The sequence below is a fragment of the Parabacteroides sp. ASF519 genome, assembly GCF_000364265.2.
GTDB lineage: Bacteria > Bacteroidota > Bacteroidia > Bacteroidales > Tannerellaceae > Parabacteroides > Parabacteroides goldsteinii.
Genome location: NZ_AQFV02000006.1, coordinates 2,266,793 through 2,281,118, shown reverse-complemented (window position 1 = coordinate 2,281,118; position 14,326 = coordinate 2,266,793). Strand labels below are relative to the sequence as shown.

9 protein-coding genes are annotated in these 14,326 nt (G+C 44.5%); all 9 read right to left on the bottom strand.

Features of this window, described 5'->3' with window-relative positions:
- Positions 1-7 precede the first annotated feature (7 nt).
- Positions 8-1,597, bottom strand: a complete 1,590-nt coding sequence (locus tag C825_RS08795; protein ID WP_007654482.1) for a RagB/SusD family nutrient uptake outer membrane protein — start codon at positions 1,595-1,597, stop codon at positions 8-10.
- A gap of 18 nt (positions 1,598-1,615) precedes the next feature.
- A complete protein-coding gene (locus tag C825_RS08790) occupies positions 1,616-4,894 on the bottom strand; it encodes a SusC/RagA family TonB-linked outer membrane protein (RefSeq protein ID WP_010802214.1) in 3,279 nt (1,092 codons plus the stop codon).
- Between the two features lie 501 nt (positions 4,895-5,395).
- Entirely contained in the window at positions 5,396-6,442 is a 1,047-nt protein-coding gene (gene ilvC, locus C825_RS08785) for a ketol-acid reductoisomerase (protein ID WP_007654491.1), read from the bottom strand.
- Between the two features lie 41 nt (positions 6,443-6,483).
- Complete coding sequence (locus C825_RS08780) at positions 6,484-7,215, bottom strand: acyl-[acyl-carrier-protein] thioesterase (RefSeq protein ID WP_010802212.1); 732 nt, start codon at positions 7,213-7,215, stop codon at positions 6,484-6,486.
- Positions 7,216-7,251: 36 nt separating this feature from the next.
- A complete protein-coding gene (gene ilvN / locus C825_RS08775) occupies positions 7,252-7,806 on the bottom strand; it encodes an acetolactate synthase small subunit (RefSeq protein ID WP_010802211.1) in 555 nt (184 codons plus the stop codon).
- 12 nt (positions 7,807-7,818) lie between these two features.
- Positions 7,819-9,519 carry a biosynthetic-type acetolactate synthase large subunit gene (ilvB, locus tag C825_RS08770; RefSeq protein WP_010802210.1) on the bottom strand — a complete coding sequence of 567 codons (1,701 nt, stop codon included), beginning with the start codon at positions 9,517-9,519 and terminating at the stop codon, positions 7,819-7,821.
- 26 nt (positions 9,520-9,545) lie between these two features.
- Positions 9,546-11,378 (bottom strand): dihydroxy-acid dehydratase, encoded by a 1,833-nt coding sequence (ilvD, locus tag C825_RS08765; protein WP_007654497.1) that lies wholly within the window; start codon positions 11,376-11,378, stop codon positions 9,546-9,548.
- 320 nt (positions 11,379-11,698) lie between these two features.
- Positions 11,699-13,246 (bottom strand): PD-(D/E)XK nuclease domain-containing ATP-binding protein, encoded by a 1,548-nt coding sequence (locus tag C825_RS08760; protein ID WP_010802209.1) that lies wholly within the window; start codon positions 13,244-13,246, stop codon positions 11,699-11,701.
- A 75-nt stretch (positions 13,247-13,321) separates the two neighbouring features.
- Positions 13,322-13,918 carry a SanA/YdcF family protein gene (locus tag C825_RS08755; protein WP_010802208.1) on the bottom strand — a complete coding sequence of 199 codons (597 nt, stop codon included), beginning with the start codon at positions 13,916-13,918 and terminating at the stop codon, positions 13,322-13,324.
- Positions 13,919-14,326 lie beyond the last annotated feature (408 nt).

The following is a 14,326-nucleotide window of genomic DNA, read 5'->3' as shown; positions in this document are numbered from 1 at the left end:
ATGAAACTTACTGCCCGCTCCACGGATTCTGATCTGATTCGGAGATCGCATCATTATTCAGGATTTCCATTTGCGGGATTTGGCAGAAGAAACGGTAATCGTTCGACTCCAGCGTCCCTATCGGTTGCGGATCGAGCGCATTATATCCGTTCAGATACTGCATGCCCCATACGTAATGTCCGGCAGGATTGGTAGTTGATTCACCGATACGAACCAATCTCTTTTGCAGGCGCACCAGGTCATAAAAACCGGCTTGTCCTTCACAGATCAACTCTTTACGGCGTTCCACATAGATGTCTTCCAGCAAAGCTTCGCCTCCGGCATTGGTTGTCGGGGTAGCATTACGCGCCACCTGCAAACGGTTCAGCAGATTCAGAGCCTCGCCGGAGTTACCCTTTTGGGCAGCAGCCTCCGCCATAATCAGCAGCATTTCGGCTCCGCGCATCAGGCAGACTTCCGGACGGGTGGCGCTTTGAATAACGCTTCCGCCGTCTTCACCATAATGCTTGTATTTGTCGAAAGCCCATTTTGTATTGATTTCCGTATTCGCATTGTTCGTACGTTTCCAGAACTGGTAACGGTCTTCTTTTTCTTCAAATAGTTTCACAAACTGCTCATCCACGAAGTAGTCAAGGAACGAGTAGATAGGACCATCGGCATAACCCTCGCCGTAGCTGGCATCCTGGTTATACCAGAAATTGAACTGCGTACTACCGCCCAGGTTATTATCGGCGGTATATTTCATGGCCCATACCACTTCCGCATAATTGCCGGAGATCATATCGTCGAAACCGGAACGGTATTGTTCGCGGGTCATCAACTGGCTGTGCTGGTCGTAGACGATCTTGGCTTCATTGTAAGCGCCGTCCCAGTTCTGCATCACCAGATAAACACGGGCCAGGATTCCCGAACATATTTTGGAGTTGATCAGCCACATATCGTCCGGATTATAATCGGCAAGCAATGTTTTAGCCGTCGTCAGGTCGGACACAATCTGGGTATAGACTTCCTCTACAGTAGAAAAACCTTTATGGGATTCATCATCGGAAGAGGTACGCAGGATCACCCCACGCTTGCTTTTAGCTATCGCATACGTCTGCTGGTAATTCTGGATCAGATGGAAATACTGGATTCCACGCATCGCCAACGCCTGGCCTTTGATATGTTTTTTCTGTGTTTCATCACCGGCGGCGGCATCCACATTGGTCAGGATGATATTGGCACGGTTGATCACATTATAGCACATCGACCAGATTTTTGAGGCATTTCCGTCAGCCTGTGTTTTTGAGTTGGAATACTGGTATGCTGTTACCTGATCACCTCCCATATTGGTATGGCTGATCACGTCGGCACCACTCGCATCGACATACATCTGGAATCCGGGAAGACCGGCATACACACGGTCTCCTTTATCAGTATTAAAATACAGCTGCTTATAGGCTGAAGTCAATACTTTTTCCAACTGGGAGACATTCCCCAGTACATCTTCATCGTTTACTTTCACGTAGGAGCTGGTTGTCAGGTCGTCGTTACATCCGGTCAGGGCCATACCAGCAAAAACCAGGGACAGGAAGGATATATTTATAAATCGTTTCATAAATATCATTTTTTACGTTTACAATGTGATTTGAATACCGACCATATACAGTCTTCTCGAACCCTGAATACCGTTATCGGTTTCAGCATTACCGTTATAACTGTTACCCATTATACCTGTTTCGGGGTCTGTGTAGCGTTTTTTGGCAGGACCGAAAGTCAACAGGTTATTACCGGTTACATAAACACGCAGGTTTTCTACCAGGGCCTTGCGGGTAAGGCTCTTAGGCAGCGTATAGCCTAATGTCAGGTTTCTCAGACGCCAGTAGTGGTTGTCGAATACGAAGTTATCTGCATATTTTACCGTCGCGCCATACTGGTTGTACGACCAACGTGGGATAAGCACATCCGCATCGCCCGGCTGACGCCATCTGTCCTCAACCAACTCCTGTATCACACCGACACCCGGACGGTTCATGATACGTTCTTTATATGTATAGTCCGATATTTTGGAACCATAAGAATAATAGAACATGAACGACAGGTCGATCCCTTTGAACTGGAAGTTATTGGTGATAGCACCGAACACTTTGGGAATCGCGGAGCCACAGTACACAAAATCGTCTGTCGTTACTTCTTCCTGCTTTTCCGTACGTTTCCAACCGCCGTTACCATCGCGGATCAACCAGCCGGGTACTCCGGTTTCCGGATTAACACCGTCGTACTGGGGAGCGATAAATTCATACAGAGACTTGCCTTCCTCCATCTTGTAGGTACAGGCGGTACCAGAATAAGTGTAAGGACCTGTAGGCAAATAAGTCACCTCATTTTTCAGCGTACTCATGTTGGCATCGATATCCCATCTGAAATCTTTCGTTGTAAGGATATTCGCATTCAATGTGATTTCAATCCCGCTATTACGCAGGTCACCGATATTCATATTATACCCGGATGCACTACCAACCTGGGCAGAGAGAGGCAGTTCCTTATAATACAACAAGTCATGGGAAGTACGGGAATAATATTCCACTGTACCGCTAAGTCGGTTGAATACGGAAAAATCTAAACCGATATTCCATTGCTGATTACTTTCCCACTTCAAGTCCGGTGTCGGATAGGTAGATGGTTTTAAACCGGATTTCAGATACAGGTCATCACTTTCATAAGTACCCTGGTATCCGTAAAGGACTTCATCCCCTGCCTTACCATTCGATTCACGCACGATCAGCTTATCATTACCAGTCGTACCGTAACTACCACGCAACGAAAGGTTATCAATCCATTTCAGGTCTTCCATAAAACCTTCTTTCGATATTCGCCATGAACCGCCTGTCGACCAGAATGTACCCCAGCGATGATCGGAGCTGAAACGGGAAGAACCATCCTCACGAAGTGAAGCGGACAAGTAATACTTATTCAAGAAGTTATAATCGACCTTACCAAAGAACGAAAGCAGAGAGTATTTATCACGTCCGCCGGAAACACCGAAGTTCTTGGTGGTATTCGATAATTCATATTTACCCAGTTCCATGATACCTTCACCCCAACCTTGTTCGTAGTGGGAGTCCCAGGTATACCACTCATGTCCGACCAGACCTGAAATCGTATGGTCACCAATCATCCATTCACCAGACAATACATTATTCCAGGTGGTGGAACGTTTATTGAAATTATAACGGCTGGCATAACCACCGTCTGCCAGTATAGAAATACCATAAGGTGCAGTCTGTCCGCTGCCATGTACGGCGGAAGTATATTGCATGGTACGATACCAGTAATCGTCAATATTCAAAGCCGAACGGAATTTCAGGTTGAAAGGAAGAGTAAACTCTGTATTTACCTGAGCAGACAGGATATGCCCCATATTGTTATCGAAACTGTCATCGTTCGGATTATCCCAATAATCACCCGAGTTATTCAGGATATGGGCACCAAAGAAGTTATTGGTATATTTACCGTAACTGTACATCCGTTCCCCTGTTTTTTCAGAAACGACCCAACCGGTATTATCTTCATTACGTAACCAGGGTGAAGACAAAGTCGTCGTAAAGTTAGCCGCACGGCTGGCACCACCGGAAAGGTTCTGGCGATGACGCGAATAAGAAAGGCTACCGGCCACTTTCCACCAATCGAACAACTCTGTACTCAGGTTGGTACGGAAAGAATAACGTTTATAATACTGCCGGTTACCATATCCCTGGTCGTCCAGATAACCGCCGGAGAAGAAATAGGCTGTTTTTCCACCATTGGCCTGACCACTTATATCCACACTATAATCCTGGCGCAGTTTACGGGAGAAGATAGCTTTGTAGACATCCCAATCATCTTCATCCCAGACATATTCCAGATTAGGATTCATGTAAGGATTCCCATTGCCGTCATGCAATACGTAATTTTCATTGATATGTCTGAACGGAGTGACATAAATCAGATTACCATTCGAATCTTTTGTAGCCTTTACCTGTTTGGTCAATGCCTGCGACGAAGCATAATCGCCCGCCTGTTGCATATTCATGCCGTCATAAAGAAGGGCATCATAATACAAGGCATACCAGGTATTTTCCAGCTGCTGGTACGGATCGGCTTTTTTCGGATTCTTGACAGCATTATCCGAAGTACCCCAACCTCCGCGGAAGTTAATACGCGGTTTTTCTGATTTACCCCGCTTGGTTGTAATCATTACGACGCCGTTTGCTGCACGCGAACCGTAGAGCGAAGTGGCCGCCGCATCCTTCAGCACCGTCATCGATTCTATGTCCGTAGGATTGATCTGATTCAGTTTTCCATCGTAAGGCATCCCGTCCACAATATATAACGGATCGGCCTTTCCGGACATGGAAGCAATACCACGGATCTCCACACGGGCATCAGCTCCGGGGTTACCCTGTACATTCACAACATTCACACCGGCACTCATCCCCTGCAATGCTTCCGCAAAGCCGGAGCCCATGATCTTTTCGAGTTTTTCAGCTTTTACAACGGAGGCCGATCCGGTGAAGGTTGATTTCTTAGCCGTTCCATAGGCTACGACAACGACTTCATCCAGGTCCTGTGTCGCATCACTTAATTTTACATTTAAAATAGATTGTCCGTTCCAAGTGATCTCCTGAGTGGCCAGGCCGACAAAGGAAATAACAATAACCGCTCCCCGCCGAACATTATCCAGCGTAAACTTTCCATCGATATCGGTTATCGTACCGATAGTGGTTCCTTTCACTACAACAGAAGCTCCGGCGACAGGTCCCATCTGGTCCTCTACCAGGCCGGTTACCTTATTACCCTGTTGTACTACCATCGTTTCCGGACCTGTAGGATTGGCAGCAATCGCACCTGCCGCACCTAATAATACAGAAATCATTAGTGATCTAATTAGTTTTGAGTTGGTCCACATAGCTAAATTCAAGTCTTTAATTAAATAAAATTAATCACAATAGCGTTCATTTCATTAGAGGTTACACTTTTCTAAGATAAAAGTGACTGGCATACATTTCAATAAAATAAAGTTAACTAAAACAAAGATATACTGATCATTACACACAACATCCTTCTATATTTCCACTCTACAAACTACAGTATCTCCATCAGCAAATATAACTTATCATTATTTAATACAAGCATAATTATGTATATTTATTGCTCTAATAAATATATTTTAACCACCATTTAATTGATTTTTTTATCTAAAATCCACATTCAAACAATGACATACATATTGGGATGAAAAATCAATAACAGTTGCAATCAAAAACATTTTTTAACCATTAACGCATTACATAAACCATAAAAAAACGGCAACCCGAAAAGCCGGATTGCCGTTTTTATATCACAAAATGTTTAACTATTAATGTATCACCATTTATTAGTTGTTTTCAGGACGAAGTTTACGAACAACAGCACCTGCACGCCACATTTCACTTTCGCGAAGAGCAGCCAGTTCTTTTTCCAGACCTTCACGATAGTCAGGCTTGCTGTTTGTGTCGATAGAACGCTGTGCTTCGTTACCGCAGGCAACTTCGCTATACAACTTCTGGAACACCGGTTTTGTAGCATCGTGGAACGGGCCCATCCAGTCCAAAGCACCACGCTGTGCAGTTGTTGAACAGTTTGCATACATCCAGTCCATACCGTTTTCTGCGAACAACGGCATCAATGACTGAGTCAGTTCTTCTACTGTTTCATTGAATGCTTCAGAAGGTTCGTGACCGTTTTCACGCAAAGTTTCGTACTGAGCCAACAGTAATCCCTGGATAGCTCCCATCAAAGTACCACGTTCGCCGGTCAGGTCAGAATAAACTTCTTTCTTGAATGTTGTTTCAAACAAGTAACCAGAACCAACACCGATACCCAGTGCAATCACGCGATCCCATGCTTTGCCTGTTGCATCCTGGAAGATTGCGTAGCTTGAGTTCAGACCACGACCCTGCAAGAACATACGGCGCAGTGAAGTACCTGAACCTTTCGGAGCAACCAGGATTACGTCTACATCAGCAGGAGGGATGATGTTTGTACGTTCTTTGTAAGTGATACCGAATCCGTGAGAGAAATACAAAGCCTTACCCGGAGTCAGGTATTTTTTGATGCGCGGCCAAACTTCAATCTGAGCAGCATCTGAAAGCAGATACTGGATGATAGTTGCTTTTTCGCATGCTTCTTCGATATCGAACAGTGTTTCGCCCGGTACCCAACCGTCAGCAACGGCCTTTTCCCAGGTCTTACCACCTTTACGTTGTCCTACAATTACGTTAAAACCGTTGTCGCGCAGGTTCAGGCTCTGGCCAGGACCTTGTACGCCGTAACCTATTACAGCGATTGTTTCGTCTTTCAATACTTCTCTTGCCTTTTCCAACGGAAATTCTTCGCGGGTTACTACGTTTTCGTCAACGCCGCCAAAATTCATTACTGCCATTTTCTTTTTACTATTAAAATGTATATAAAATAATTTGTTTTTCAGATCCAGGTAACGGCAGCGCGGCTGATGGCTTTGCCGTCGTTACAGATTGCCATATTATATTTATCGAGGGATACTTCCTGGTTATGGAGAGTCAGCTCCATCCCATACTTTCCTTCGGACTGATAAGCTATTTCGAAACGGCTTATCTCTTTTTCTCGGAACAGACTGATATCGAACAAGTCGAGCAGGTGTTCCATGTATTTGATACTGTTCAGGTGGCCGTTTACGTCCAGGTCACTATACTTCACACGGTAAGGTTCGCCGGAAGTGTTGTTTTCCACCGGAGCAATTTTACCCGGTTTTTCAATCGGACAGGGACGGTCGGTGATATAAGCACTCAGGCCCTCCACATCGAGCAAGGTCGGGCGGCGGGTTTCCATATCGATAGCCGCCCAGATAGAGCGGGCAAAGCCAAAGGTCTTGCCTTCGCCGTTCACCAGTTCAAAGCAACGGCTGGTAAACAACTTACCGACCTCATCCACCCAGGTATATAAAGTTACGGATTCAGACATGGCAGGATAAGAAGTCATCTCGATAGCCAGACGGGAAAGAACCCAGGCGGTATGCCTTTCGGTCATATCGTTATATCCGAATCCACGGTCGGCGGCATGGCAAGAAGCAGCATGCAACAAATAAGTTCCGATCATAGGGATTGTAATACGTCCCCGGAAGTCCGTCAGATAAGACTCTGTTACGAAATGAAATTCTCCTACTTTGTTCTTCTCCATAATTTACTTTATTTACAAAATGTTTCCTTATTATTCTCAGACATGTTTTTCCTGCAACTTCTTTTCCATTGCAGATAACATGTCGCTCAGACGTTCTACCTTACTCTTCGTTATAGCAACGCGTCCGGAACGGATAAATTGCAGGACACCGATCGTCTCACTCAATTCTTTAAACAAAGCCTGTGTCTCATCATAATGACCACTCTTTTCCAACACCACACAATCCTCATTCATTTCAAGGATACGGGCATTGTACTTACGGATCAGATCCTCAACCGTCCCCATCTTGATAAAGAGTTCGGTACTCAGTTTATAAAGAGCGATTTCCTGGTAAACCAGGTCTTCATCCGTATTATAATAGGCTTTCAGGATATCCACACGCTTGTCGATCTGTTTTACGACCTTGTCGATCGTATCCTCGTCGGCAAAGGTAGTAATTGTAAACTTATGTATTCCCTTTATAGCAGAGGGAGAAACAGAAAGCGTCTCAATGTTCAGTTGCCGGCGCGTAAAGATAACAGTTATCTGATTCAGAAGACCAACAGTGTTTTCCGAAAAGATAATAACGGTATATAATTGTTTTGTATTCATAGTTTCTCCTCCTTACTTATCACCCAAAATCATGTTTGTCACGCTTCCTCCGGCCGGAACCATCGGATATACCATACCACAAGTTTCCACATTGGCAACCAACATATAGGCACCATCGTGATTCAACATTTCAGCAATCGCCTCATCCAAGTCTTCCCGTTTATCTACCGCACGGGAAGCAATACCAAAAGCCTTGGCTATCGCTACAAAATCCGGATTCTTCATGATGGTATTCGAATACCGTTCGTTGAAGAACAGCTCCTGCCACTGGCGTACCATTCCCAGGAAATTGTTGTTAAGAACGATGATCTTTACATTCAGATTTTCCTGCATGATAGTTCCCAACTCCTGGATAGTCATCTGGATACCACCGTCGCCGGTAAAGAAACAGACCGTACGGTCAGGCGCTCCCAGCTTCGCTCCAATGGCGGCGGGAAGGCCAAAGCCCATCGTTCCCAAACCTCCTGAAGTAACTACGCTGCGTGTTTGTTTATATTTGAAATAGCGAACACCCATCATCTGGTTCTGACCTACATCCGTAACCAGAATCGCATCATTATCGGTTGCTTCGGAAACCTTACGGACTACTTCGCCCATTTTCAGTTGGCCTTCGGTAGGATAGAGTTCTTTTTCTATTACCTTATTATATTCCTCTTTTTCATCCGGTTCGAATTCAGCATTCCATTCCGGACGCTTCCGTTCTTCCAGTAAAGCCGTAATCATCGGAATCGTATGCTTGGCATTTCCCAGCACTTTCACGTCGACCGGCACATTCTTTCCGATCTCCGAATTGTCGATATCCAGGTGGATAATCTTTGCCTGCTTGGCATAAGTCTTCAGGTCGCCGGTTACGCGATCATCGAAACGCATACCGATAGCAATCAGCACGTCACATTCGTTTGTCTTGCGGTTCGGTCCGACATTTCCATGCATCCCCAACATACCTTTATTTAATGGGAAGTCCGAAGGTAATGCAGACAAGCCCAATACGGTAGAACCGGCTGGTATATCGTTTTTCAACAAGAATTCTTTCAGTTCTTCTTCAGCTCCTCCCAGGATAACCCCCTGCCCTACCAGACAGAATGGCTTTTTGGCATTATTTATCAATGAAGCAGCCGCCTCGATACGTTCCTCCCTGATATCCGGTTCAGGTTGGTAACTACGAACATAATCCACTTTCTGATACTCATAATCTACCAAACCCACCTGTGCATCTTTCGCCAAATCCAGTACCACAGGTCCCGGGCGACCGGTCGATGCGATATAGAAAGCACGGGAAACGGCCCAAGCAATTTCTTCCGGGCGGCGTATCTGGTAAGCCCATTTGGTAATCGGTTGTGTGATACCGATCACATCAACTTCCTGGAAAGCATCTGTTCCAAGCAGCGGAGACGGAACCTGGCCGGCAATCACCACCATCGGTGTACTGTCCATCAGCGCATCGGCAATACCAGTGATGGTATTGGTTGCCCCGGGACCCGAAGTAACCACCGTTACTCCCACTTTTCCGGAAACACGGGCATATCCCTGTGCAGCATGTGTTGCACCTTGTTCGTGGCGCACCAGAATATGTTTTAACTGATCTCTGTAATCGTATAAACTATCGTAAATTGGTATCGCCTGCCCACCCGGATAACCGAAGATAGTATCTACTCCTTCAGCGATCAGCGCTTTCAGCAAAGCTTCCGAACCGGTTATCTTTTGTTTGTCCATCTCTAAAATATAGTATTTGGTGTTTATTAATCTTCTACTATTCGTACACCGCCCTTATCGGCCGAAGCAACCATCTTTGCATATGCTTTCAGTGCTTTCGATACCGTACGTTGGCGGAAAGGAGGTGTAAAGGCTTTTGTTCCGCGGGCTTCTTCCGCTTCACGGCGTTTGGCCAGTTCTTCGTCTGTCACCTTTACATGTATGGTTCTTTCGGGAATATTAATTTCGATAATATCGCCGTCTTTCACTAAGCCAATCGCTCCGCCTGCAGCCGCTTCGGGAGAAATATGTCCGATTGACAAACCCGATGTTCCACCGCTGAAGCGTCCGTCTGTGATTAACGCACATTCTTTACCCAGATGTTTACTCTTTATATAAGAGGTAGGATACAACATTTCCTGCATACCCGGACCACCCTTAGGACCTTCATAGGTGATAACGACGACATCGCCGGAGACGACTTGATCTTTCAGGATACCTTCGCAAGCGGCATCCTGCGAATCGAATACTTTGGCAGGGCCGGCAAAACGGAAGATACTTTCATCTACCCCGGCTGTTTTAACCACACAACCGTCCTGTGCAATATTTCCATACAGAACAGCCAGACCGCCGTCTTTCACATAAGCATGTTCCACATCGCGGATACATCCGGTTGCACGGTCGGTATCCAGTTCTTTATAATAACTTTCCTGCGATCCGAGCACCAGATTGAAACGGTGGGCCGGAGCACTTTTATAAATATTGATTGCTTCTTCCGTTACATTTACAGAGGTAATGCAGTATTGGTCGATAGCCTCATTCAAAGTCAGACCATCCGCACGTTTCACGGAACCGTCCACCAGACCGGCTTTTACCAGCTCATTCATAATACCGATAATACCTCCGGCACGGTTCACATCTTCCACATGATAAGAACAACTCGGAGCCACTTTACAGATAACCGGTGTTTTGCGTGAAAGCATATCGATGTCTTTCATTGTAAAATCGACTTCCGCTTCATGAGCCACGGCCAACAGGTGAAGGACTGTATTCGTCGATCCCCCCATGGCAATATCCAGCGACATAGCATTCAGAAAGGCCTGACGGGTGGCAATACTGCGAGGCAATACGGAATCATCGCCGTCACGATAATATTTAAAGGCATTATCAACAATCATCTTCGCGGCTTTTTTGAACAGGCGGGTACGGTTGGCATGTGTTGCAACAACTGTTCCGTTGCCGGGAAGAGCCAATCCAATCGCTTCGTTCAGACAGTTCATAGAGTTAGCCGTGAACATACCAGAACAGCAACCGCAGGTCGGGCAAGCGGAACGTTCCACCTTTTCTACTTGTTCATCGCTGATAGAATCGTCAGCCGCTTCAATCATGGCGTCGATCAAATCGAGTGCACGTCCGTCCAGATTACCGGCTTCCATCGGACCGCCGGATACAAAGATTGTCGGAATATTCAGACGCATACTGGCCATCAGCATACCCGGAGTAATCTTGTCGCAGTTACTGATACAAACCATTGCATCAGCCTTATGCGCATTCACCATATATTCCACACTGTCAGCAATGATGTCGCGGGAAGGCAGAGAATAAAGCATTCCGTCGTGTCCCATAGCAATACCGTCATCAATAGCGATCGTATTAAATTCTGCGGCAAAGCAACCGAGCTTTTCGATTTCCGCTTTTACCTGCTGTCCGATCTCGTGTAGATGCACATGGCCCGGTACAAACTGGGTAAATGAATTCACAATGGCAATGATCGGTTTACCGAACTGTTCTTCTTTCATGCCGTTGGCACGCCATAATGCACGGGCTCCGGCCATACGTCTGCCTTCTGTGCTATAGGAGCTTCTTAACGGATTCTTCATCATATCTGTTTTTATCTTTTAGTCAATAAAAAAGCCCTTCTCTATATGGAGAAAGGCTTAAGAAATATCTTTTACGACTTCACAACTTCTTACACACCTTTCTCCTTACCTACTAATGACTAGAAGGACCACCACGAGAATAATATGTAATACATTGTTCATCATCTTTTCTTATCGTCTTTATTTTGTTTGACGCTGCAAATGTAGAATAATAATTTGTACGAGCAAAGGATTTAAAAGAAAAATCTTACTTTTTCTTTCATTTATCAATAAAAGAGGGCGGTTCATCTTGCATTTTAACAGTATTATTAAAATCTACATCAATCGACCGACCAACCGGCTATGTTCCGTGTTTCATTATCAAAGTTCACCCCTATCTTAAAAAGTTTCCGTTCATCCGAGGCAAAAGGCAAGGCATACTGCTTCTCTTCGATCTGCCTCATCGCCTCCTCTGTCGTGCCATCCAACTTAAACTCCATTATATAAATGTAATGATCGGTTTGCAACACCAGGTCAATGCGACCACGGGAAGTACGATATTCCACCTTCACATAGAAACCGACCAGTTTGAAGACGATGAACAGGACGTTCTGGTAGTGCACTTCCAGATTTCGAATCAATTCATATGGCGTATCGGCAAAAAAACTTTGCAACCGGCTAAGGAAAGCATCCACATCCCCAGACTCGATTTCTTTAATGAATTTAAAAAGCTGGAAGGAAGTATCAATAACATTGACAGAAGTGTAATATGGAAGCAAATAATTCAGAAACCCCTCTTCTACTTCCTGATTTGGAAAGCCCAATGTATATATTTTAAATCTAGGATTATAGGATTTGATCGTCAAATAACCACTTTGGTAAATAACCGGTATCGGGTTACGCGAAACGGCATCGATACTGTTCAACACATCTGCATTCGTTTCCGTATGTGCCATATTGTACAAGTCATAGTCGGTATGCTTCAACAGCTCGACCAAGTAAGAGGGGGTACCTGTCTCAAACCAGTAATCTCCAAAGTCAGACTTCGCAAATGTGTTTAACAAACTGAACGGATTGTACATGCCTTGCGACCTATGAGTAAAATGATAACCATCATAACGGCGTTTCAATTCCATGCAAACTTCTTCATAATCCATTTGCAGATTACGAGTCAAATCCAACACCCCTTGTTCCATATACGCATGGATTTCCGTCTCGGTCATACCACAAATCTCAACATAACGATCATCCATCGAAATATCCATCAAATTGTTCAAATCACTGAACACACTTACTTTACCGAACTTTGTCACACCTGTCAGCAAAGCAAAACGGATATCACCGTCCATCGTCTTCAACACCCCATAAAACGGTTTTAATATAGAACGGTATTCATCCTGCAACAGCTCATCCCCAATAGCCTGCAACAAAGGTTTGTCGTATTCATCCACCAAAATGACCACACGCCTTCCCGATCGAGCTTTTGCCCGGCGGATCACCCCTATAAAACGATCGGACAAAGTCTTTTCCCGTTCATCTTTTCCCCATGTATCTTCCCACAGGTTCAAATGACGTTGCAAAATACTATCCAAGGACGAAGCCTCCGAATACCTCTCCGCATTTAAATCCAAATGCAATATCGGATACTCCAACCAATCCTGTTCCAGCTTCTCCATCGCCAATCCCTCGAACAACTCCTCCTTACCCTGAAAATAGGCCTCCAAAGTCGAAACCAACAACGATTTGCCGAAACGGCGCGGACGACTCAGGAAGTAATAACTCCCGGTCTTCACCATTTGATAAATCAACGCTGTTTTATCAACATAGAGATACCCCTCCTTACGAATCTTCTCGAAATTTTGTATGCCAATAGGATAAAGTGCAGCCATAAACCGTTTTTATATTATCTATCAAGACAAAGGTAACTTATTTTTTATCAATAAGTATCTTATTATATTACATTTTCATCGGATTTCCGGAATCTTGACCTTCTCCCCCCAAAAACGGGGTTGCTTACCAATAATCAAGTCTATAAATATTTTAACCCGAGCCAAAAGCTCACGACTATGTCCCCTCAACCAGGTTGTCCACACAGAAGTCACATCTTGGGCATTGAATGCAATCGCATCTATTTGATTATGACCCGCCAAATAGATCGCACGCTCGTTATGAAAAGACTGCGAAATAACAGTAACGCTATCCTGTCCAAAAATGGCTTTACATCGCACTTCCAAATCAAGCGTTCGAAAACCGACATAATCCGAAATAATTCGCTCATCCGGTACACCACAGGCAACTAACGAATCACGCATACAAGTCGGCTCATCATAATCTGTTGAATGATTATCACCACTTACAATAAAGTAATCAACCTTTTTTGCATGAAACAATTTGACTGCCGCATCAATACGATACGTAAAATAAAGATTTTTCGTTCCCCAAGGAGTAACCGGAGCAGTCCCCAACAACAAACCGACTTTACGATGTGGTATCTTTTCCACCCTGTCAAATACCTTACCTGAGGCACAACCTGCCACCAACACGTTACAAACTACAACCACTATGTTTATGACAGAAATGAGCAGAAATAATGGTTAATTGTATGATTTTCTTCTTACTTTGAATTACTTTTTTTCACAGACTTGCTCTTTTATTATAAAGGATTGTCACCAACAAAATAACAATCCTAATAAAACAATCTATTTCTTCTTAGGAATATTTTTGTAAAAGGCATATAGCAAAGGTATTATTTCCAGACATATCCAAAGCCATAAGCATGTCATATTTCATTTGACAGGAAAGCTTCCGTCTTCACCAATCATTACCGGATAAAACATATCATCCCTGCAAAGAACGATTGCTCCAACCTATCAGAGTAATATAAATTTTGCAGACTGTATTAACTAATAATATTTTCACTGTCCCCAAAATACGATGTCATATTTTTCAACACACGATCTTTACTTGTA

What these genes read in the sequence shown, in the direction of transcription:
- ilvN (WP_010802211.1), bottom strand. Translation starts at nt 7,806, where the DNA reads ATGAATACAAAACAATTATATACCGTTATTATCTTTTCGGAAAACACT.
- C825_RS08780 (WP_010802212.1), bottom strand. Translation starts at nt 7,215, where the DNA reads ATGGAGAAGAACAAAGTAGGAGAATTTCATTTCGTAACAGAGTCTTAT.
- ilvD (WP_007654497.1), bottom strand. Translation starts at nt 11,378, where the DNA reads ATGAAGAATCCGTTAAGAAGCTCCTATAGCACAGAAGGCAGACGTATG.
- ilvC (WP_007654491.1), bottom strand. Translation starts at nt 6,442, where the DNA reads ATGGCAGTAATGAATTTTGGCGGCGTTGACGAAAACGTAGTAACCCGC.
- ilvB (WP_010802210.1), bottom strand. Translation starts at nt 9,519, where the DNA reads ATGGACAAACAAAAGATAACCGGTTCGGAAGCTTTGCTGAAAGCGCTG.
- C825_RS08790 (WP_010802214.1), bottom strand. Translation starts at nt 4,894, where the DNA reads ATGATTTCTGTATTATTAGGTGCGGCAGGTGCGATTGCTGCCAATCCT.
- C825_RS08795 (WP_007654482.1), bottom strand. Translation starts at nt 1,597, where the DNA reads ATGAAACGATTTATAAATATATCCTTCCTGTCCCTGGTTTTTGCTGGT.
- C825_RS08760 (WP_010802209.1), bottom strand. Translation starts at nt 13,246, where the DNA reads ATGGCTGCACTTTATCCTATTGGCATACAAAATTTCGAGAAGATTCGT.